Annotated in this window: 20 protein-coding genes; 13 read left to right on the top strand and 7 right to left on the bottom strand. The window is 70.6% G+C overall.

All coding sequences use genetic code 11. The features are described from left to right. Window positions 1-41: 41 nt before the first annotated feature. The 3 genes from ACFY3V_RS26530 to ACFY3V_RS26540 all read left to right on the top strand — a co-directional run bounded on the left by ACFY3V_RS26530 (window position 42) and on the right by ACFY3V_RS26540 (window position 2,675). Window positions 42-977: an aldo/keto reductase gene (locus ACFY3V_RS26530; RefSeq protein WP_362899232.1), complete on the top strand. Its 936-nt coding sequence runs from the start codon at window positions 42-44 to the stop codon at window positions 975-977. 118 nt (window positions 978-1,095) lie between these two features. Next, window positions 1,096-1,449, top strand: a complete 354-nt coding sequence (locus ACFY3V_RS26535; protein ID WP_350950241.1) for a YciI family protein — start codon at window positions 1,096-1,098, stop codon at window positions 1,447-1,449. A gap of 8 nt (window positions 1,450-1,457) precedes the next feature. Continuing rightward, complete coding sequence (locus ACFY3V_RS26540; RefSeq protein WP_389777175.1) at window positions 1,458-2,675, top strand: RNA polymerase sigma factor; 1,218 nt, start codon at window positions 1,458-1,460, stop codon at window positions 2,673-2,675. A gap of 133 nt (window positions 2,676-2,808) precedes the next feature. On the opposite strand, the gene ACFY3V_RS26545 is transcribed toward ACFY3V_RS26540, so the two are convergent. From ACFY3V_RS26545 to ACFY3V_RS26560, 4 genes are all read right to left on the bottom strand, one after another. Then, window positions 2,809-3,483 carry a FadR/GntR family transcriptional regulator gene (locus ACFY3V_RS26545; RefSeq protein WP_362920910.1) on the bottom strand — a complete coding sequence of 225 codons (675 nt, stop codon included), beginning with the start codon at window positions 3,481-3,483 and terminating at the stop codon, window positions 2,809-2,811. A gap of 37 nt (window positions 3,484-3,520) precedes the next feature. Then, entirely contained in the window at window positions 3,521-4,540 is a 1,020-nt protein-coding gene (locus ACFY3V_RS26550) for an MBL fold metallo-hydrolase (RefSeq protein ID WP_389777178.1), read from the bottom strand. A 143-nt stretch (window positions 4,541-4,683) separates the two neighbouring features. After that, window positions 4,684-5,841, bottom strand: a complete 1,158-nt coding sequence (locus ACFY3V_RS26555; protein ID WP_362899239.1) for a steroid 3-ketoacyl-CoA thiolase — start codon at window positions 5,839-5,841, stop codon at window positions 4,684-4,686. Window positions 5,842-6,012: 171 nt separating this feature from the next. Then, complete coding sequence (locus ACFY3V_RS26560) at window positions 6,013-6,621, bottom strand: TetR family transcriptional regulator (RefSeq protein ID WP_362508246.1); 609 nt, start codon at window positions 6,619-6,621, stop codon at window positions 6,013-6,015. Between the two features lie 298 nt (window positions 6,622-6,919). Here ACFY3V_RS26560 and ACFY3V_RS26565 point away from each other — a divergent pair, with 298 nt between their 5' ends. The 8 genes from ACFY3V_RS26565 (at window position 6,920) to ACFY3V_RS26600 (ending at window position 14,095) form a co-directional block, all read left to right on the top strand. Further along, a complete protein-coding gene (locus ACFY3V_RS26565; RefSeq protein WP_362899242.1) occupies window positions 6,920-8,014 on the top strand; it encodes an acyl-CoA dehydrogenase family protein in 1,095 nt (364 codons plus the stop codon). Beyond that, window positions 8,014-9,168 (top strand): acyl-CoA dehydrogenase family protein, encoded by a 1,155-nt coding sequence (locus tag ACFY3V_RS26570; protein WP_362899244.1) that lies wholly within the window; start codon window positions 8,014-8,016, stop codon window positions 9,166-9,168. The genes ACFY3V_RS26565 and ACFY3V_RS26570 overlap by 1 nt, the downstream gene beginning before the upstream one ends. Window positions 9,169-9,281: 113 nt before the next feature. After that, complete coding sequence (locus ACFY3V_RS26575) at window positions 9,282-10,592, top strand: bifunctional MaoC family dehydratase N-terminal/OB-fold nucleic acid binding domain-containing protein (protein WP_362899246.1); 1,311 nt, start codon at window positions 9,282-9,284, stop codon at window positions 10,590-10,592. Then, window positions 10,592-11,002: a MaoC/PaaZ C-terminal domain-containing protein gene (locus ACFY3V_RS26580; RefSeq protein WP_362899248.1), complete on the top strand. Its 411-nt coding sequence runs from the start codon at window positions 10,592-10,594 to the stop codon at window positions 11,000-11,002. Before ACFY3V_RS26575 ends, ACFY3V_RS26580 begins: the two co-directional genes overlap by 1 nt. Before the next feature lie 149 nt (window positions 11,003-11,151). Beyond that, window positions 11,152-12,324: a lipid-transfer protein gene (locus tag ACFY3V_RS26585; protein WP_362899251.1), complete on the top strand. Its 1,173-nt coding sequence runs from the start codon at window positions 11,152-11,154 to the stop codon at window positions 12,322-12,324. 121 nt (window positions 12,325-12,445) lie between these two features. After that, complete coding sequence (locus ACFY3V_RS26590; RefSeq protein WP_362899253.1) at window positions 12,446-12,862, top strand: hypothetical protein; 417 nt, start codon at window positions 12,446-12,448, stop codon at window positions 12,860-12,862. Between the two features lie 2 nt (window positions 12,863-12,864). Continuing rightward, window positions 12,865-13,101, top strand: a complete 237-nt coding sequence (locus ACFY3V_RS26595) for a helix-turn-helix transcriptional regulator (RefSeq protein ID WP_350950230.1) — start codon at window positions 12,865-12,867, stop codon at window positions 13,099-13,101. A gap of 13 nt (window positions 13,102-13,114) precedes the next feature. Beyond that, complete coding sequence (locus ACFY3V_RS26600; RefSeq protein ID WP_362899255.1) at window positions 13,115-14,095, top strand: NAD(P)-dependent alcohol dehydrogenase; 981 nt, start codon at window positions 13,115-13,117, stop codon at window positions 14,093-14,095. A 251-nt stretch (window positions 14,096-14,346) separates the two neighbouring features. Here the strand turns inward: ACFY3V_RS26600 and ACFY3V_RS26605 are convergent, their stop codons facing one another. Beyond that, window positions 14,347-15,435: a glycoside hydrolase family 19 protein gene (locus ACFY3V_RS26605; protein WP_362899257.1), complete on the bottom strand. Its 1,089-nt coding sequence runs from the start codon at window positions 15,433-15,435 to the stop codon at window positions 14,347-14,349. 480 nt (window positions 15,436-15,915) lie between these two features. On the opposite strand from ACFY3V_RS26605, the gene ACFY3V_RS26610 reads away from it, so the two are divergent. Next, window positions 15,916-16,899, top strand: coding sequence for a helix-turn-helix domain-containing protein (locus ACFY3V_RS26610; RefSeq protein ID WP_362899259.1), 984 nt, complete (start codon window positions 15,916-15,918; stop codon window positions 16,897-16,899). Window positions 16,900-17,142: 243 nt separating this feature from the next. On the opposite strand, the gene ACFY3V_RS26615 is transcribed toward ACFY3V_RS26610, so the two are convergent. Together ACFY3V_RS26615 and ACFY3V_RS26620 are read right to left on the bottom strand one after the other, a co-directional pair. After that, window positions 17,143-17,517, bottom strand: a complete 375-nt coding sequence (locus ACFY3V_RS26615; protein ID WP_389777189.1) for a GntR family transcriptional regulator — start codon at window positions 17,515-17,517, stop codon at window positions 17,143-17,145. Then, on the bottom strand, window positions 17,514-18,347 hold the full coding sequence (locus tag ACFY3V_RS26620; RefSeq protein ID WP_362899263.1) for a hypothetical protein: 834 nt from the start codon (window positions 18,345-18,347) through the stop codon (window positions 17,514-17,516). Before ACFY3V_RS26620 ends, ACFY3V_RS26615 begins: the two co-directional genes overlap by 4 nt. A gap of 238 nt (window positions 18,348-18,585) precedes the next feature. Here ACFY3V_RS26620 and ACFY3V_RS26625 point away from each other — a divergent pair, with 238 nt between their 5' ends. Further along, window positions 18,586-20,103, top strand: a complete 1,518-nt coding sequence (locus tag ACFY3V_RS26625; protein ID WP_389777193.1) for an MFS transporter — start codon at window positions 18,586-18,588, stop codon at window positions 20,101-20,103. Window positions 20,104-20,186: the final 83 nt, after the last annotated feature.

A 20,186-nucleotide genomic window follows, 5' to 3' on the forward strand; every position in this document is an offset into this window, starting at 1 on the left:
AGGGATTCCGGCGGGATCGCAGAAACGGAACGGAGCAGGCGGTGCGGGTTAGCAGGTACGGCTTCGGCGCGGCGCCGATCGGGAACCTGTTCTCGGCGGTCGGTGAGGACGTGGCGCGCGCGGCGGTGGACGCGGCCTACGAGGCGGGCGTCCGCCTGTTCGACACCGCGCCCCACTACGGGCTCGGCCTGTCGGAACGACGACTCGGCGCCGCCCTGGCGGAAAGGCCCCGCGACTCCTACACCCTGTCCACCAAGGTCGGACGTCTGCTCGTGCCCGCCGCCGGCGAAGGCCCCTTCGGCCGGGACGACCAGGGCTTCGACGTCCCCGCGGACATGCGCCGGGTGTGGGACTTCTCCCGCGACGGGATCCTGCGGTCGCTGGAGGAGAGCCTGGAGCGGCTCGGCCTCGACGCGGTCGACATCGCCCTGATCCACGACCCGGACGACCACTGGGAGCAGGCCGTCTCCGAGGCGTACCCGGTCCTCGCCGAACTGCGCGACCAGGGCGTCGTGAAGTCCGTCGGGGTCGGCATGAACCAGACGGGGATGCTCGCCGCGTTCGTCCGCGAGACCGGCGTCGACACGGTCATGCTCGCCGGGCGCTACACCCTCCTTGACCGGTCGGGGGAGGAGGAGTTGCTGCCCCTGTGCGCCGAGCGCGGCGTCTCGGTGCTCGCCGCCGGGGTCTTCAACAGCGGACTGCTCGCCACCCACGACCCGTCGGGCACCTACGACTACGCCCCCGCCTCCGGACCGCTCCTGGAGCGCGCCCGCCGCATCGCCGCCGTCTGCGAACGCCACGACGTCACCCTCCCCCAGGCGGCCCTCGCCTTCCCCCTGCGCCACCCGGCCGTCGCGAGCGTCGTGATCGGCGCCCGCTCCGCCGCCGAGGTCGTCCGCAACGCGGAACTGGCCGCCAGACCTGTCCCGGAAGCCCTCTGGACCGACCTCACCGCCGAGGGCCTCATCTCCTGAGCCGCCCGGTCTCCGTTGAATTTCGCGGGACCGTCGCGCCCGGTGTCGATTTCGTCGGACGCCGTTCGTGTGAAGGGTAGGAAGGCGGCGATGGTGCCGCACCGGCCCAGGAGGCGCGATGAAACAGTATCTGCTCAGCATCTATCAGCCCGACGGAGGCGTTCCCGCGCCCGAGGTGCTGGAACCGATCGTAAGAAACCTGGGCGCACTGGAAGAGGAGATGCGGGCCGCCGGCGTGTGGGTCTTCTCCGGTGGACTGCACCCCCCGGACACGGCGACCGTGATCCGCGTCAAGGACGGTGACACGCTCATGACCGACGGCCCGTACACCGAGGGCAAGGAACACCTCGGCGGGTTCACCGTCATCAGGGCGCCGGACCTCGACGAGGCGCTCGAATGGGGACGCAGGCTCGCCCTGGCGATCGGTCTTCTCCCCGTCGAGGTGCGGCCGTTCCAGGGTGAGGCGGGCTGACGTCCAGGATGGAGGGCGTTCCGGCCTCGGAGATCGACCGGGTGTTCCGCGCGGAGTACGGGCGCGCGGTCGCGGTCCTGGTCCGCCTCCTCGGTGACATCGACCTCGCCGAGGAGGCGGTCCAGGACGCCTTCACCGTGGCGGTACGGCTGTGGCCCTCCACCGGCCTGCCGCCGAACCCGGCGGGGTGGATCATCACGACCGCCCGCAACAGGGCGATCGACCGGTTCCGGCGGGAGGCGACCCGCCAGGACCGCCATGCCCAGGCGGCCCTGCTGTACGCCGGTGACGAGCCATGGGAGGAGGGCGCGGTGCGCGACGACCGGCTCCGCCTGATCTTCACCTGCTGTCATCCCGCGCTCTCGGCCAACGCCAGGGTCGCGCTGACGCTGAGGCTGCTGGGCGGGCTCACCACCGCTGAGATCGCCCGGTCCTTCCTGGTCCCCGAGGCGACCATGGCCCAGCGGATCGTCCGGGCGAAGAACAAGATCCGCGCCGCGGGGATCCCGTACCGGGTCCCGGCCGAGGCCGATCTCCCGGACCGGCTCAGGTCCGTCCTGGCCGTGATCTACCTCATCTTCAACGAGGGGCACACGGCGAGCTCGGGCGAGCGGCTGGTCCGCGACGAGCTCTGCGCGGAGGCCGTCCGGCTGGGAAGGCTTCTGGCCGAGCTCATGCCCGACGAACCCGAGGTCATGGGGCTGCTCGGGCTCATGCTGCTCGTCGAGTCCCGCCGGGCCGCCCGCACCACGCCGGACGGCGACCTGGTGCTGCTGGCGGACCAGGACCGGAGCCGATGGGATCGCGACCTGATCACCGAGGGCCAGGCCATCGTGCGCCGCTGCCTGCGGCGCGACCGGCCGGGCCCCTACCAGATCCAGGCCGCGATCAACGCCGTGCACAGCGACGCGCCGAACGCGGCCCTCACCGACTGGTGGCAGATCCTGGCGCTGTACGACCGGCTCCTGGCCCTCGTCCCCAACCCGGTCGTGGCGCTCAACCGCGCCGTCGCGGTGGCCGAGGTCGACGGGCCGCAGGCGGCGCTCATCCTGGTCGAGGACCTCGACCTCGATGACTACCATCTGTTCCACGCCGTCCGCGCCGACCTGCTCAGGCGGCTGGGCCGCACCACCGAGGCGGCGCGGGCCTACGAGGCGGCGATCGCCCTCACCCACAACGAGGCCGAGCGCGATTTCCTGCGGCGCAACCGCGAGGCACTCGCCTGAGTCCGGCGCCTGTTCGTGCTCGTGCTTGTCCGGGTCGGGCGTTTGTCGTGCTTCGCCTGCTCTGCCGGTCCCGGTCGACCTGTACCGGTGCGGATGGGGACCACCGAAGCGCGCGAGACGGCCGCGGGGATCGTCAGGTGAGGGTCTTGCGGAGCCACTCCTCGACCCCGGCGATGTGGACCGTGGCCCAGGCCCGCGCCACCTCGGGCTGGCGGGCGGCGATGGCGTCGCAGATCGCGGCGTGCTGCTCCAGGGTCTTCTCCTGGGCGTTCTCCTGGGTGAGGCCCCGCCAGATCCTGGCCTTGGTGGTGGGGCCGGAGAGACTCTCGATGAGGGAGCACAGCACCGTGTTGCCGGAGCCCGCCGCGATGCGCTGGTGGAACTCCAGGTCGTTGGACACCATCTGCTCGACGCTCGGATTGGGAGGCAGTCCGTCGAGGATCTTGCGCAGCTCGGTGATGTCGGACTCGGACATGTGCTCCGCCGCCATCGCGGTCGCCGCGGGCTCCAGGATCCGCCGCACCTGGAAGAACTGCAGCACGGTGTCGTCCTGGTGGAAGTCGACCACGAACGACATCGCGTCGAGCAGGAGCCTGGGCTCCAGGCTGGTCACGTACGTGCCGTCGCCCTGGCGCACGTCCAGCACCTTGATCAGGGCCAGGGCCCTGACGGCCTCGCGCAGGGAGTTGCGTGACAGGCCGAGCCGATCGGCGAGGTCGGACTCCTTGGGCAGTTTGCTGCCCGGGGCGAGATCGCCAGACAGGATCATTTCTTTGATCTTGTCGATAGCGGCGTCGGTGACCGCCACTCCGCACCGTCCTCAGGTCGCGCCAGACATCCGATGTCTATGAGTGTATGGCGAACCGCACCGGATCCACCCCCGTCACGCGGCGGACGACTCCGCGTACCTCCAGCGTGCGCAGGTGGGCCGCGGCCTCGCCGGCCGCCATCCCGCGCAGTACGGCGGGGAAGTCCTTCCAGGGGCGGTTCCAGGTCATGCGTTCGGCGATCTCCCAGATGGTCAGGGGCTCCTTCTCCTCACCGAGCAGGGCGGCGAGCCGGCGGAGCTTCTCCTCGTGGTGGATGTGGATCTCCGTCGCCCGAGCCGCCGTGTCCTGAAATATCCATTCATGGGCTGGCAGGGCCTCGAGCTGTCCCATCCCCTTCACCTTCTCCAGCGACTCCAGGAAGTCGCTGAGCGGATCCACGTCCGCGCGGTCGTACGGGTAGATCCCGATGTGCGGCGTGATCGCCGGCAGCACGTGGTCCCCGGTGAAGATCCGGTCGGCGTCCTCCAGGTGCAGGCAGATGTGGCCGGGAGTGTGACCGGGCGTCCAGATCGTCCGGAGCCTGCGCCCCGGCAGGTCGATCAGGTCGCCGTCGGTGAGAACGCGGTCGGGGAGCGCGGGCGGCCGCGGCCGGTTCCCCCTCACCTCCTCCACCTCGACGGCTCCCGCTCCCGCCCGGCGCAGCATGTCGGCCTGGAAGTCGCGCTGCGCGTCGCCCTCGAACCGCCGCATGAAGTCGATCAACGCGGCGTCGGCCTCGTGCATCGCGATCCACGCACCGGACTCCTCCCTCACCTGGCCGGCCAGCCCGGCGTGGTCGGGGTGGAAATGGGTCACGACCACCCCGCGCACGTCGCGGACGTCGATGCCGACCGCCCCCAGCCCGTCGCGCAGCGCCAGCCACGCCTCGGGGGCGTTCCAGCCCGCGTCGACCAGGACGGGGCCCGCCGGGGACTCGATCGCGTAGACCAGCGTGTAGCCGAGCGGGTTGCCGGGGATCGGGACGGGCACGCTCCACACCCCGCCCCCGGTGTCGAACGGACGCTGTTCGCTGTACGGCCTGCGGAGGGATTTCAACGCTGGTGCTCCTTGTACGACCTGCGGGGGGTCAACGGTGGTGCTCCTCACCGGCGCCACGCGGGGCGTCTCGGGTCGGCGGCGCCTCAGGTGCGCCTCGGGTGGCCGGCGCCACGCGAGACGCCTCAGGGTATCGGCGCCGCTCAGAGGCGCTCCAGGATGGTCGCGGTCGCGAGCGCCCCGCCCGCGCACATCGCCACCAGCGCGGTCGAGGAGTCGGACCGCTCAAGCTCGTGCAGGGCGGTGGTGATCAGTCGGGAACCGGTCGCTCCGACCGGATGGCCGAGCGCGATGGCGCCGCCGTTGACATTGACCCGTTCCATGTCTGGCTTGTGCACCGATGACCAGGATAAGACCACCGAGGCGAAAGCCTCGTTCACCTCGAACCTATCGATGTCGGCCGTGCTCATCCCGGTCGAGGACAGGACCTTGGCGGTCGCGTCCACCGGTCCGTCCAGGTGGTAGTACGGCTCGGAGCCGACGAGCGCCTGGGCGAGGACGCGGGCCCGGGGCCGCAGGCCGTGCCGGGCGGCGGCCTCCTCGCTCATCAGCAGCACCGCCGCCGCGCCGTCGGAGATCTGCGAGGAGGTGCCCGCCGTGTGCAGGCCGCCCTCGCCCATGACGGGCCTGAGCCCGGCGAGCCCTTCGACGGTGGTCTCGCGCAACCCCTGGTCCCTGTCGACGACACGGGTCTCGCCGGTGGGCGCACCTTCACGGTCGAGGACCGGCGCGGTCACCGCGACGACCTCCCGGTCGAAGCGGCCCTGGGCCCACGCCTCCGCGGCGAGGCGCTGGGACCTGGCGCCGAACCGGTCGAGCGACTCGCGGGTGAGCCCGCGCCGCCGCGCGATCCGCTCCGCGGCGGTGAACTGGTCGGGCAGGTCGAGGTCCCAGTCGTCGGGCCGGGGGTCGGCGGGCAGCACGTTGGAACCGAGCGGAGCCCGGCTCATCACCTCGACGCCGCAGGCCACGCCGACGTCGATCACCCCGGCCTGGATGAGCGCCGCGACCAGGTGCACCGCCTGCTGCGAGGAGCCGCACTGCGCGTCGATCGTGGTCACCCCCGTCTGGTAGGGCAGCCCGGCGTAGAGCCAGGAGTGCCGTCCGACGTGGCCGCCCTGCTCTCCCGCCTGCGTGACGCACCCGGCGAAAACCTGTTCCACGGCGGCGGGGTCGATGCCCGACCTGCCGATCAGACCGGTGAGCGCGGCGGCGAGGACCGCCTGCGGCTTCAGCCCGGCGAGCCATCCGTTGCGCCTGCCGATCGGGGTTCTCACTGCCTCGACGATCACCGCACCCATAACGATCTCCTCGCCATCCGGCCGGGAGCTCGCGCGCACCGGACGGCCGTCCCCGCCGATCCGCCCGCCCGCGCGTCACTCCAGAACGTCGCTCTAGTCGCCTTCGGTAGCGACTGTAACGGGTTCTAATTTCAGGTGGAAGGCGGGGTGGGGTTTCTCACGGAACGCCTCTCAGCCGGAGGCGGAGGGCTGGAAGTCGGCGAACAGGCGTCCGGCGGCGATCTCGATGCGGCGCTGGATCTGCTCGTACGTGCGCCGGCCCCTGAGCATCTCCATGAGTTCGTGCACCCAGACGCTGGACAGTGAGCCCGCGAGGGCGAACTGCTCCTCGGTGGCGGTCTCGGCGGTGAGGTCGGCTCCGGCGACGCGGAGCAGCAACCCCGCCATCCGGTCGCCGAACGGTATGTCGACATCGGCCATGATCAGCGAGCGGATGAGCGCGTCGGCGAGCTCCGGCTCGCGCATCAGGCCCCGAGTGGCGCGCATCAGCACGTCGACGGCCCGCCCTGAGGCCGTCGTGGCGCTGGGCGGGCGACGCTCGATGCTGGTCTCCAGCAGGTCGATCTCCTCGCCGACGACGGCGACGACGAGATCCATCTTGGAGGGGAAGTATCGGTAGAGCGTTCCGAGCGCTACCCCGGCGCGCTCGGCGACGGTCCGCATCTGCATCGCCTCGACGCCACCTCGTGAGGCGAGGGCGGCGGCCGCCTGGACGATGCGCTTGCGCCGCTGGTGCTGGCTCCTGGTGCGGACGCTCGTGGGTGCCGACTCACTCTGCATGCCGGGTGCCCCCTCGGTGACGGCCGGATCGGCGCCGCTCGGGGCGTGCCTGCCGGTCCGGCGCGGGGTGACCGGTGTGTCGGTGGTCACATGCGGGCTGGGCATGAGAACACGTTATCTGATTTAGGGATACTCCGATGGGTTACTCGCCGGTCACAAAGATGGCCCGCGCTTACATGGCATATGCGGTGCGGCGGTTATGCGGTGACTTGTTGCCATAGGCCGACTATGGACACAGAATAGAATCTGTTCTACTTTCCGGAAGGGTGACGCGGCCGACAGAGACCCTGGAGCGCCAGTGGACTTCAATCTCGACGAGACACAGACCGACCTGCGCGGACTCGCGGTCGACCTCCTCGGCAAGGAGGTGACCCCGGCCAGGCTCGAAGCCCATGAGAAGGGGGACGCGCCCTACGACGCCGCACTCTGGCGCTCCCTCGCCCAGGCGGGACTGCTCGGCGCCTGCCTGCCGGAGGAGGCCGGAGGCGCGGGGCTCGGGCCGGTGGAGATGGCGGTCGTCCTGCGGGAGATCGGCGCCCACGTGGCCCCGGTCCCCGCCGAGCAGAGCCTGGTCGCGGCGCAGGTGATCACCAGGTACGGCTCCGGGGAGCAGCGCCAGGCACTCGCCCCGCTGGTCGCCGGCGAGATCTCCCTGGCCGTCGCCCCCTCCGAGCCGGGGCGTGCCTTCGGCGACCTCGGTGCCCCGCCGCTCACGACCGCCCGCGAGGACGGCGCCGGATGGGTGCTGGACGGCGCCAAGGGCACGACGCCGTACGCCGCCCAGGCCGCGAGGATCCTCGTCCCCGCCGCCACCGCCACCGGGGTCGGCCTGTTCCTGGTCGATCCCGCCGAGGCGGACCTGCGGCCGGTGCCGACCTCCACCGGCGAGCCCGCCGCCACGCTAGTCCTGGAGGGCACCCCCGGTGAGCCCGTCGGGGCGCGGGACGGTGCGGCGTCCGCCGGCCTGCGAAGACTCGCGCTGGCCGGGAACATCGCCGTCACCTCCGGGGTGCTGGCCGGCGCGCTCGCGCTCACCACCGAGTACATCAGGACGCGCAAGCAGTTCGGCCGGGCGCTGGCCGAGTTCCAGGCGGTCACCGTGCAGATCGCCGACGTCTACATCGCGGGGCGGGCGCTGGACGTGGCCGTGTGGTCCGGGGCGTGGCGGCTCGCCGAGGGGGCGGACGAGGAGGCCGAGACGGACCTGGCCGTCGGCGCCCTCACCGTGACCGACCAGGCGCTGCGGGCGCTCTACACCTGCCAGCACCTGCACGGCGGCATCGGGGTGGACGTGACCTATCCGCTGCACCGCTACTTCGCCTGGGGCAAGCACCACGCCCACCTGCTGGGCGGGGTGGAGGCCCGGCTCGACACGATCGGAGCGCTCGTCTGATGCTGATCGACCTCACCCCCGACCAGAAGAGGCTCCGCGACGAACTGCGCGAGTACTTCCGGTCGTGCCTCAGCGCGGAGGAACGAGCGCGGATCTCCGCCGACCCGTTCGGCCACGCCTACATGGAGCACTGCCGCGCCCTCGGCCGCGACGGCAAGCTCGGACTCGGCTGGCCCAAGGAGTACGGCGGCGGCGGATACGGCCCGCTGGAGCAGCAGATCTTCGCGAACGAGATCGCCCGCGCCGAGGTGCCGTACCCGATCATCACCGTGCAGACCGTCGGTCCGACCCTGATGCAGTACGGGACGGCGGCGCAGAAGGAGTTCTTCCTGCCGCGCATCCTGGCGGGAGAGTGTCACTTCGCGATCGGCTACAGCGAGCCGGGGGCGGGCACCGACCTCGCCTCGCTGCGCACCGCCGCGGTCCGCGACGGCGACCACTACGTCGTGAACGGGCAGAAGATCTTCACCTCGGGCGGCCACTACTCCCACTACATCTGGCTCGCCGCCCGTACCGACCCGGACGCGAAGAAGCACCGTGGGATCACGATGATGATCGTCGACTGCGCCGATCCCGGCTACTCGTGGACCCCGATCGTCACGATGGACGGGAACCACCACACCAACTCCACCTACTACTCCGACGTGCGGGTGCCGGTGGACATGGTCGTGGGGGAGGAGAACAAGGGCTGGGACCTGATCGTCAACCAGCTCAACCACGAGCGGGTCACGCTCGGCCCCGCGGGCAACATCGCCCACACCTACGACCGGTTCCTCGCCTGGGCCCGCCGTACCGGCACGATCGAGGAACCCGCGGTACGCAGGGCGCTCGGCCAGGTCTACGCCTACTTCAGGACCAACGAGCTGCTGAACTGGCAGGTCGCGGCCAACATGGACCTCGGCTGGCTGGGCGCCCCCGACGCCTCGGCCACCAAGGTGTACGGCTCGGAGCGGCTGCAGGACGTCGGCAGGATCGTCGGCGAGGTCCTGGCGCGCTTCGGTGACCCGTCCGACCCGGAGACGGCGGACCTGATGAGACGCGTGGACCGCGGCGCGAAGGGCGCGCTCGTGCTCACCTTCGGCGGCGGCGTCAACGAGGTCCAGCGCGAGCTCATCGCGATGCTCGGCCTGAGCCTGCCGAGGCCGCCCCGATGACCGGGACACCGCCGGGGCCCCCGGCACCCGAGCCCGCCCCGACGCCCCAGCCCGTCCCGACGGCCGCGACGGCTCCGGCACTCCCGGCGCCCGAGCCTGCCCCAACAGGACCGGTGTCCGCGACAAGTTCGGTGTTCGCGACGGGTCCGGAGACCGGGGGGCAGTCCGCCACCCTGCACGAACGGCTCACCGCCCTGGCGGAGCGGCAGATCGCCGAGGGGGAGGTGCTCGGTGTCGCGGAGGCGGACCCGGTGAACCTCCCGATGATCCGGCACTGGACCGACGCCATCGGCGACACCAATCCGCTCTACACCGACCCCGAGGCCGCCGCGGCGGGAGTGCACGGGGGGATCGTGGCCCCACCGGCGATGATCCAGGTCTGGACGATGCCCGGCGTGGCCGGGAACAGGAGGAAGCGGGCGGGTACCCCGATCGACGCGGTTCTCGCGATGCTGGACGAGAACGGCTACACCGGGGTGGTCGCCACCAACTGCGAGCAGACCTACCACCGCTACGTGCGGCTCGGCGAGTTTCTGGTCCCGGCCACCCGGTTGACCGGCATCACCGGCCCGAAGCGGACGGCGCTCGGCAAGGGCTACTTCGTCACCTGGAACATCACCTGGTACGCCGACGGCGAGGCCGTGGCCGACATGCTGTTCCGGGTGCTGAAGTTCCGGCCCTGGCAACGTGCCGAAGGGCCGGACGAGAACACGCACACCACCGGCGAGAACGAAGCCGCACCGAGCGGGAACGGATCCGCGCCCACGGAGAACGGCACCTCCGAGGCCCCGCCCACTCGGATCCGACCCGCGAAGGACACGCCCGCGAACGTGCCCGCCGAGGACACGCTCGCGAGAGACGTGCTCACGAAGGACATGCCCGCGAACATGTCCGCCGAGGACGCGCTCGCGAGAGACGTGCCCGTGCAGGACGCGCCCAAGAACGTGCCCGCCGAGGAGGCGCTCGCGAGAGACGTGCTCACGAAGGACATGCCGGAGACACGGGAGGACGTGTCCCCCCGGCCGCCGTATCCGCTGAGACCCGCGGTCAACGCCGACACCGCCTTCTTCTGGGAGGGTGTCGCCGCCGGCGAGCTGCGGATCCAGAAGTGCGCCGACTGCGGCGAGCTCCGCCACCCGCCGGGGCCGGTCTGCCCCTCGTGCCGTTCGACCGCCCGCACGTTCGTGACGGCGAGCGGCGAGGGGGAGGTCTACAGCTACGTCGTCCACCACAACCCGCAGGTCCCGGGGCTTCGTACGCCTTTCGTGGTCGCCGTGGTGGAACTACCGGAAGGCGTGCGGATCGTGGGCAACGTGGTGGACTGCGCCGCTTCGCGGGTGGGTATCGGTATGCCGGTGCGCCTGACGTACCGCCGGATGGACGACGAGCTGATCCTGCCCATGTGGGTCCCCCAGGAGGCGTGATGCGGACACTTACCGACGACGAGGTGCGGGTCGGAGCTCCGCTTCCCGAGCTCGCGATCGACCTGAGCCCCACCGTGGTCGTGTCGACCGCACTCGCGACCATGGACTTCACCCCCGTTCACCACGACGTCGAGGTCGCGCGGGCGCAGGGATCGAAGGACATCTTCCTCAACATCCTGACCACGATGGGTCTCGTCGAGCGCTACGTCACCGACTGGGCGGGACCCGAGGCCATCATCCGCGGCATCAACGTCAAGCTCGGCGTCCCCGCGTACGCGGGCGACCGGCTGTCCTTCACCGGCAGCGTGGTCGCCTGCGAGGACGGCGAGTTCACCGTCGAGGTCCGGGGCGGGGTCAGCCTCGGCGCCCACGTCTCGGGCACCGTCAGGTTCGTCCTCCCCGCCCGCTGACCGCGCCCCGGCGGCTGCCGAGGGCGGAGACCGGGAGGCGAGAACAACCGAAACGATGGAAACGGCCGGGAGCGGCGTAAGCGGTCGGAACGGCGGAAAACGGCGAGAACGGCAGGGAACGGCGAAAACACAGAAAGGCCCTCACCACCGTGGTCTCCTTCTCAGGGAGTACGGCCGTCGCCGGGATCGGCGCGACCGAGTTCTCCAAGCGGTCAGGCAGGTCCGAGCTCCAGCTCGCCGCCGAGGCGGTGTTCGCGGCGCTCGACGACGCGGGCCTCGCGCCCTCGGACGTGGACGGCCTCGTCACCTACACCCAGGACGCCAACCAGGAGATCGCCGTGGCCCGCGAGGTGGGCATCGGCGACCTGTCGTTCTTCTCCCGCGTCCACTACGGCGGCGGCGCGGCGTGCGGGACCGTGCTGCACGCGGCGATGGCCGTCGCCACCGGGGTCGCCGAGACCGTGGTCTGCTACCGGGCGTTCAACGAGCGCTCGGGGAACAGGTACGGCCAGCCCGACGCCCGCGTCGCCGGTGAGCCTTCGTCGCAGGGCCTGGAGATGAGCTGGCACGTGCCGTACGGGCTGATGACCCCCGCGGCCTGGGTCGCGATGTTCGCCCGACGCTACATGCACACCTACGGCGCCACCTCAGAGGACTTCGGCCGGGTGGCGGTCGCGATGCGCAGGCACGCCTCCACCAATCCCGCCGCGTGGTTCCACGGCCGCCCGATCACCCTGGAGGAGCACCAGGCGTCCAAGTGGATCGTGGAGCCGCTGCACCTGCTCGACTGCTGTCAGGAGAGCGACGGCGCGGTGGCGCTGGTGGTCACCTCCGCCGAGCGGGCGAGGGACCTGCGCGAGGCACCCGCCGTGATCACCGCCGCCGCCCAGGGTTCCGGCGCCGACCAGATGATGATGACCAGCTACTACCGCGACGACATGACCGGCCTGCCGGAGATGGGGGTGGTCGGTCGTCAGCTCTGGAAGCAGTCGGGGCTCGGGCCCTCGGACGTGCAGACGGCGATCCTGTACGACCACTTCACCCCGTTCGTCCTCACCCAGCTGGAGGAGCTGGGCTTCTGCGGGCGCGGCGAGGCCCGCGACTACGTGGCCGGGGGCGGTATCGAGATCGACGGACACCTCCCGGTCAACCCACACGGCGGCCAGCTCGGTGAGGCGTACATCCATGGCATGAACGGGATCGCCGAGGCCGTCAGGCAGATCAGGGGCACCTCGGCCAACCAGGTCGCCGGGGTGCGGAACGTGCTGGTCACCGCGGGCACGGGGGTGCCGACGAGCGGGCTCGTCCTGTCGTCGGGGTGACCTGAGGCTCTGTGGAGAGGTCGGGGGTCCTCCGACCAACGGGAAGTTAATAATTCTTGACATCATGTCTGCTCTGTTTTACGTTTCATCATGTCTACTTTGTTTTACATGGGGAGCGGGCATGTCAACGGAAGAGAAACGCGTGTGGGTCTACGCCGTGGTCGCGATCGGCGTGCTCGCGGTCTACGCCACGATCATCCTCGGGAGGGTCCGGGAGGTCGGTGTCGCCGAGGTCGACTACGTGTGGCCGATGATCACGGCCATCGGCGCCGCGATGGTCGCGAACATGGTCGGCAACATGTTCGCCGGGACCGCCCCGCGCGGTGAGGTGGAGAAGGACGAGCGCGACGACGACATCCATCGGCACGGCATGCGGGCCGAGTTCTACGTCCTCGCCGTCGGCGTCGTGGGGGCCCTCGGCCTGACGATGGCGGAGTTCGAGCACTTCTGGATCGCCCACGCGCTCTACCTGGCGTTCGTCCTCTCGGCCCTCTCCTCGTCGGTCGTGAAGATCGTCGCGTACCGCCGGGGGTTCTGAGCATGGTCAAGCCCACCAAGATCACCAACGCGATCCGCTCCCTGCGGTTCGCCACCGGGGAGATGACGCAGGCGGAGCTGGCGGAACGCGTCGGCGTGACCCGTCAGACCGTGATCGCCATAGAACAGGGGCGCTACTCGCCCTCGCTGGAGATGGCCTTCAGGATCGCCCGTGTGTTCGGCGTCCCGCTCGACGAGGTCTTCCAGTATCCGGACACCGACTCGCCGAAGGGGACGTAAAACGATGAAGACCATGAAGACGATGAAGGCCATGGCCAGAGACGCCTACTGCTCGACCGACCTGCTGCGACTCGGCGACGTCGACCGGCCGGTCGCGGGGGAGGGCGAGGTGCTCGTACGCGTCCACGCGGCCGGCCTCGACCACGGCGTCTGGCACGTCACGACGGGCCTGCCCTACGTCGTCCGCGCCGCGGGCTTCGGGCTGCTCAGGCCGAAGAACCGCCTCCTCGGCATGGACGTCGCCGGCCGCGTCGAGGCGGTCGGCGAGGGCGTGACCCGGTTCGGGGTCGGTGACGAGGTGTTCGGCACCTGCGAGGGCGCCTTCGCCGAGTACGCGTGCGCCAGGCAGGACAGGCTGGTTCCCAAACCCGCGAACATCACCTTCGAGCAGGCCGCGGCGACCCCCGGCTCCGCCTACACGGCCCTGCAGGGGCTTCGCGGCGGAGGAGAGGTGAAGCCGGGGTCGAAGGTGCTGGTCATCGGCGCGGGCGGCGGCGTCGGGACGTTCGCGGTGCAGTTGGCCAAGGCGTTCGGCGCCGACGTCACCGGGGTGTGCGGCACGGCGAAGACGGAACTGGTCCGGTCGATCGGCGCGGACGAGGTCGTCGACTACACCCGTGAGGACTTCGCGGACGGGAGACGCCGCTACGACCTCATCCTCGACACGGGGGGCAACCGCTCGCTGTCCCACCTGCGCCGCGCACTCACCCCTCGGGGAACGCTCGTCATCGTCGGCGGCGAGAGGAAGGGGCGGTGGCTGCAGGGCACCGACCGCCAGCTCCGGGCGATGCTGCTCTCGCCGTTCGTGGGGCAGAAGCTGTGCGCGCTGATGCTGCAGGAGAGTGAGGAGGACCTCCGGTTCCTGGGGAAGGCCGTCGAGGAGGGCAAGGTCACGCCGGTCGTCGACCGGACGTACCCGCTGGGCGAGCTTCCCGAGGCCATCCGGTATCTCCGGGGCGGCCAGCCGAAAGGCAAGGTCGTCATCACCGTGTGAGGCGGGTCGGGGAGAGGACGAGAAGGGCGCGGCCGGTGGGCCGCGCCCTTCGTGTCACGCGCGTGGATCGTACGCGTGCAGCCACCGCCTCACGGGTTCGCACGCTCGGCGGGACGTTTCCCGGAAACCGCGCGCCCGGTCGGAGACAGGGCGCGCGGTGGCCGTCGGAGAACCGGTGTTCGGTTCGTTCGGGGCCGGGCCGTCGGGGAACCGGCTGTTCGGTTCGTTCGGCGGCTCGGGAGTCGGGGGATTCAGCAGCTCAGGTTGCCACCGGGGGTGGTGCCGAGGATCTGCACGAAGCGCTGGTAGGTGCTGATCCGGCTCTGCACCTGCGCCGGGTTTCTGCCGTTGCACTCCAGGCTGCCGTTGATGCTGCGGATCGTCTCGCCGAAGCCGCGGCCGTTGACCATCGCGTTGTGCGGCGTCATCGTGCCGGGACCGCTCTGGGTGTTCCAGTACCACAGGGCGGTCTTCCAGGCCACCGACGCGTCGTTCTGCACCAGGTACGGGTTGCCGAGCAGGTTGATGCCGAGCGCGTCGCCCGCCGCCTTGTAGTTGAAGTTCCAGCTCAGCTGGATCGGGCCGCGCCCGTAGTAGGCCGACTGTCCCGCGGGGCAGCCGTACGACCGGCTCGTGTCGCAGTAGTGCGAGTAGTTGGCGGTGTTCTGCTCGACGATGTGGACCAGGCCGCCGGTCTCGTGGCTGGCGTTGGCGAGGAAGGCGGCGGCCTCCTGCTTCCTGACGGTGTCACTGCCGGTCTTCGCGAAGCCCGGGTAGGCGCTCAGCGCCGCGGTGAGGCCGCTGTAGGTGTAGAACGAGTTCCGGTTCGGGAACATCTGGTTGAACTGGGCCTGGCTCACGACGAAGCCCGAGGTGGGCGGGTTCGTGGGAGGGGTGGTGGGCGTCGTGCCGCAGGTGTACGGCTCCCAGTACCAGGTGCTGATCACCGGGTCGTAGCCGGGGTTCTCGTTCTTGGCGCGGTAGAACTGGCCGTTGGTGTATTTGACGATGCTCCCGGCGGCGTACCAGGTGCCCGCGACCCAGTTCGGGTGGTTGCAGTTGCCCGAGGGGGGAGGCGTCGTGCCGCCACCGCCGCAGGCGCCCTGGTCGGCCCACACGTCGGCGCTGCCGGGGGTCTCGTTCTGGGTCCACCACTTCGCCGACCAGTTGCGGCCGTTGTGGGAGGCGGTCATGCCGCCGGTGTAGACCGCCGAGGACTTCCACGCGGCGACGCAGGCAGGGGCAGACGCCGAGGAGGCGGAGGCCGCGGGGAGGGCGACCGCCAGCACGCCCGTGACCGCCAGGGCGGCGAGGGCGGCCATGATTCGCTGTCTCAACACTTGATCACTCCTTCGTGCGGTGGGGGCCGCAGAGGTTCGAGGCGCCGCGCGACCGGGGCGCGAGCGGCTCACCCGAGAACCTTGCAGGCCCGGTCAGGGCGAGTAAGGAGGGGGTGCGCCGCATGATCGCTCCCGTGGGGGGAAACCGGGGGTGTGGGACGTCCGGACGGTCGGACTCCCGTGCGATGACGATCCGCGCCATCGAGGTTCGCGCAGCTCTTGGTTCGGGTCGAACGGTTGCCGGGGGCCTGCTAGGCCCCCGCCTTAAGTTTCTCTTAAGAAACTTTCCTAAGAGTTTCCGTGATACTAGTCCTGACAGGTCGCTGTCACAACCCGATGACACCTGATCGCCGCTGTCGCGGGAAGAATGCGCCCCGAATCCGATATGGCCCGCGTCCGGTTAATTCACATCAATGGTGTAAGTCCGGTTAGACAATAGATGTAACTTTTATAGGCGTTTCGGATGTCATCATGTGCGTCATGTTGGAATCCCTCGGGCTCGATCCAATGGAGGAGCGCGTCTACCGGTTCCTGGTGGCCACGGCGGAGGCGGACATCGCCGACCTCATAGGGAACCTGGGCATCGACGCCCAGACGGTCGAGACGATACTGATATCCATGCGGGTCAGAGGGCTGATCAGGACGATCGGTCCCGGCAGGCGGCGTTTCGCCGCGGTGGCCCCCGACATCGTGCTGGGCTCGCAACTCCTGCGCCACCAGCAGGCGATCGACTGGGCGCGGCGCGAGGTGGACCAGCTCTCCGAGGAGTACCGCGACAGCGTCCGCCGCCGCGACGCCGGTCGGCTGGTCGAGGTCCTGCCGAACCGCACCGCGCTCCAGGGGTGCCTCGACCACCTGCAGGAGACGGCCCGCCACGAGGTCCTCCACTTCTGCCGGGACCACGAGACCGTGCTGCCCTCGGAGGAGAACCACGCCGAGTTCGCCGCGCTGCGCCGCGGGGTCGAGTACCGGGTGATCTACGAGAAGCCCCTGCTGGCGGAGGAGGGGATGCCGGCCGACATCGCGTACGGGGTGAAGCTGGGCGAGCAGGCCAGGGTCATGTCCTGGCTGCCGGTGCGACTGACGATCGTCGACCACGAGACCGCCGTACTGCCGCTCGTCCAGGGGGACGGGATCTCCGAGCAGACGGCGGCACTGATCCGCGGCGGCCAGCTGCTGGAGGCGCTGATCGCCCTCTTCGAGTGCTACTGGGAACGGGCGACCCTGCTGCGGATCGCCGAGGACGGAGCGCTCACCGAGGGGACGACGCCCTGCCCGCTCGGTCCCGACGACCTCTACCTGGTCTCGCTGCTGGTCGGCGGCGCGTCGGACACGTCGATCGCCACCCAGCTGGGAGTCAGCCAGCGGACCGTGCAGCGGCGCATTTCGAACATCCTGGACGTCACCGGCGCGCAGACGCGCACCCAGCTGGCCTGGCGCGCCGCCACCGAACACTGGCTGTGAGCGCTCGGCCGCGCGGCCGTACCTCGATTCCGAGCGCTGGGCCGCGCCATCGCGTGTCGCCTGTGAGTGCTGGGCCGCGCCGCCGCACGCCGCCGGTGAACGCTCGGCCGGGCCGTCGAGCGCGGGTCGTGAGTGCTCGGGGTGCCACCGGAATACCGCACCCAGCGCATCTCCGGCCGGTTGGTTCGGACGCCGTCTGATCGGCCGCTTCGCCGGCGACGTGATCCCGAGGCCGGGTCGCCGTCATGACGCGGCCGGTGCCGCGCCGGATGTCAGAGCCGCCTGGACGATGCGGATCGCCTCGCCCGTGTCGATGCCGACGCTGGCGATCAGAGCCGCGTAGTCGGCGGCGGCCCGGCGGGCCCGCTCCCGGCCCTCCTCGCCGGCGGCCGACACGAACGAGCCCGCCCGCCCGCGCGTCTCGATCAGCCCCGCCTCCTCCAGCTCCCGGTAAGTCCGGCCGACCGTGTTGACGGCCAGGCCGAGGTCGGCCGCGAGGTGGCGGATGGTCGGCAGCCGGGCGCCCACGGCCAGCGTGCGATCCTGGATCTGCCGGGCGAGCTGGACCCGTAGCTGCTCGAACGGAGGAACCGGCGAGGCCGCATCGATGACGATCATCGGACGCTCATGGCCCGCCTGCCCACCGCCGCGCTCGACGGCGTCCTGGCATGGAGCGCGATGCACGCGGCCAGGCCCAGGACCAGGTAGGCGGCCGAAGCGGCGTTCCACCAGCCGGGCGCGGTGCCGAACAGCAGCACTATGGGCAGTGACCACTGCACATTCGGCGTGGTGACGGCGCGGGCGTCCTCGACGCGCATGATGACGTCGGCGGTCAGCGACTCCTCGTCCTCCGCCACGACCGGGCGCCTGAGCAGGTGGCGCAGCTGCATGACGGTGATGGCAGTCACGCCGAGCAGGCCGATCAGCACGATGACGGCCAACTGCCGCACGGTTGAGTCGGGAACGGCCAGGGCGCTCCCGGCCAGCGCCATCGCACCGGCGAACGTGGTGACCGCGAAGACGGCGTACGGCCGGCCGAGCACGACCCGCCAGCCGGGCTGGATCAGATGGGCGGCCCTGCGGGACAGCGTCGCGCCCGCCCGCTGGTCGACGCGTCGCACCCACCAGTCGAGCAGCGCCTGTGCCAGCAGCAGCCCGGCCACCAACACGGTCAGGGCCAGCAGCGGCAGCGGGCGATGCGGCTGGAAGCCGCCGAAGGCGGAGGTGGCCAGCCGGTCGTAGGCCGCGGCGAGCGCGCTCGCGAGGATCAGCACGGCCAAGACGACGTTGGCGGCGAGGCCGGCGCGTCTGCGGACCGCCAGCCGGCCGGCCAGTAGCGGGGTCGGGCGGGCGTCGGCCAGGTCGTGCCGGGCCAGCCACTCGCCCGCCAGTCGCAGATCGGCCGCACGCACCGGCGGGCCGGCGTCCGGTAACGGTTCACGGGTCATAACGCCTCCTTTGTCGCAAGCTTTGTAGCAACATGGTGCGTCATACCTTGCGACAAAGTCAATGCCCCGTGGGCTCTCGGTCTCGCTCCCGCCGCCGAGCGCGGCATCGCGTCGCCCGAGGTGACCACGGTGGCGAGCCGAATCCGTCACCGACAAATTTTTTTGTATTGACTATGTGAATCGTCGGCCAGTACCGTCGGGGCATGTTCGCCGCCGTGCCAGAGCCGGTCCGCCCGACATGGAGATTCCTATGAGCCGCCCGTGGATCGGCCTCGCCGTCCTCGCCCTGCCGACCCTGCTGATCTCGCTCGACGTCAGCGTGCTCTACCTGGCCCTGCCACAGCTCGGCGCCGGTCTGCACGCCGACGCCACCCAACAGCTGTGGATCCTTGACATCTACTCGTTCATGATCGCTGGGTTCCTCGTCACCATGGGCGCCCTCGGCGACCGGATCGGCCGGCGCAGGCTGCTGCTGATCGGTGCCGCCGCGTTCGGGGTGGCCTCGATCGTGGCGGCCTACGCCACCAGCGCCGAGACACTGATCGCGGCGCGGGCGCTGCTCGGCATCGCCGGTGCCACGCTCATGCCCTCGACGATGGCGTTGATCCGCAACATGTTCCCCGACCCCAAGCAGATGGGCATGGCCATCGGTGTCTGGTTCAGCTGCTTCATGGGCGGGGCGACGCTCGGCCCGCTCGTCGGCGGCCTGCTGCTCCAGCACTTCTGGTGGGGCTCGGTCTTCCTGCTCGGCGTGCCGTTCATGGTGCTGCTGCTGATCGCGGGCCCGTTCCTGCTTCCCGAGTTCAAGGCGGAACGGCCCGAACACCCGATCGACCTCCTCAGCGTCGCCCTGTCACTCGCCGCGATCCTGCCCGTCATCTACGGCCTCAAGTCCCTCGCCCGCGACGGCTGGCAGCCCGCCGCGCTCGCGGCGATCGTCGCCGGTGTCGCGATCGGCGTGCTCTTCGTCCGCCGCCAGCGGATCCTGGCCGAGCCGCTGCTCGACCTGGGCCTGTTCGCCAACCGCACGTTCAGCACGGCCTTGGGGATCATGCTTCTGGGCGGGGTCGTGATGGCAGGGCTCTCCCTGCTCGCCTCGCTGTATCTGCAGAACGTCGCGGGCCTCTCGCCGCTCTCGACCGGCATGTGGCTCATCCCGCAGAACATCGCCATGGTCGTCGGCTCGATGGTCGCACCGGCCCTGGCCCGCAAGCTGCCGGCGGGCGTCGTCACCGCGCTGGGCCTCGCGCTCGCCGGCGTCGGGCTGCTCGTCGTCACGCAGGTCACCACCACCGGTTCCGGCCTGCTCGTCGTCGGGCTGGTGCTCGCCTCGGGCGGGATCTCGTTCCCGATGGCGCTCACCATGAACCTGATGCTCGCCGCCGCACCGCCGGAGAAGGCCGGCTCGGCCGCGTCGGTCTCGGAGACCAGCGCCGAGTTCGGCATCGCGATGGGCATCGCGACGCTCGGCAGCCTCGGGACCGTGGTCTACCGGTCCGTTCTCGCCGATGACCTGCCCGTCGGCACACCCGCCGAGGTCGTGGAGACCGCCACATCGAGCCTGGTCGGGGCGCTGTCGGTCGCCGGAGACGTACCCGGGCTGCTCGACGCGGCCCGGGGCGCGTTCACCAGCGGGCTCAACGCGGTCGGCGCGACCGGTGCCGTCATCTTCATCACGCTGGCGCTGGTCGCCGCGATCACCCTTCGAACCCCCGCCGCCACCGAGACGCCGGTGGCCGAGGAGCGACCTGTCTGAGTCGCCGTTCTCCGCTGACCGCCGCCCTCCTGGCTACGGAGGACGGCGGTCAACGCGTACACACGATCGGAGAAAGCCGGGAG

The organism is Streptosporangium sp. NPDC000095 (genome assembly GCF_042899335.1).
In the GTDB taxonomy this organism is placed as follows: domain Bacteria; phylum Actinomycetota; class Actinomycetes; order Streptosporangiales; family Streptosporangiaceae; genus Streptosporangium.

Excerpts from the sequence above, each read along its gene's own strand:
- ACFY3V_RS26555 (WP_362899239.1), bottom strand. The coding sequence starts at position 5,841 with ATGGGTGCGGTGATCGTCGAGGCAGTGAGAACCCCGATCGGCAGGCGC.
- ACFY3V_RS26535 (WP_350950241.1), top strand. The coding sequence starts at position 1,096 with ATGAAACAGTATCTGCTCAGCATCTATCAGCCCGACGGAGGCGTTCCC.
- ACFY3V_RS26595 (WP_350950230.1), top strand. The coding sequence starts at position 12,865 with ATGGTCAAGCCCACCAAGATCACCAACGCGATCCGCTCCCTGCGGTTC.
- ACFY3V_RS26560 (WP_362508246.1), bottom strand. The coding sequence starts at position 6,621 with ATGCAGAGTGAGTCGGCACCCACGAGCGTCCGCACCAGGAGCCAGCAC.
- ACFY3V_RS26620 (WP_362899263.1), bottom strand. The coding sequence starts at position 18,347 with ATGACCCGTGAACCGTTACCGGACGCCGGCCCGCCGGTGCGTGCGGCC.
- ACFY3V_RS26615 (WP_389777189.1), bottom strand. The coding sequence starts at position 17,517 with ATGATCGTCATCGATGCGGCCTCGCCGGTTCCTCCGTTCGAGCAGCTA.
- ACFY3V_RS26590 (WP_362899253.1), top strand. The coding sequence starts at position 12,446 with ATGTCAACGGAAGAGAAACGCGTGTGGGTCTACGCCGTGGTCGCGATC.
- ACFY3V_RS26625 (WP_389777193.1), top strand. The coding sequence starts at position 18,586 with ATGGAGATTCCTATGAGCCGCCCGTGGATCGGCCTCGCCGTCCTCGCC.
- ACFY3V_RS26600 (WP_362899255.1), top strand. The coding sequence starts at position 13,115 with ATGAAGACGATGAAGGCCATGGCCAGAGACGCCTACTGCTCGACCGAC.
- ACFY3V_RS26570 (WP_362899244.1), top strand. The coding sequence starts at position 8,014 with ATGCTGATCGACCTCACCCCCGACCAGAAGAGGCTCCGCGACGAACTG.
- ACFY3V_RS26540 (WP_389777175.1), top strand. The coding sequence starts at position 1,458 with ATGGAGGGCGTTCCGGCCTCGGAGATCGACCGGGTGTTCCGCGCGGAG.
- ACFY3V_RS26580 (WP_362899248.1), top strand. The coding sequence starts at position 10,592 with ATGCGGACACTTACCGACGACGAGGTGCGGGTCGGAGCTCCGCTTCCC.
- ACFY3V_RS26610 (WP_362899259.1), top strand. The coding sequence starts at position 15,916 with ATGTTGGAATCCCTCGGGCTCGATCCAATGGAGGAGCGCGTCTACCGG.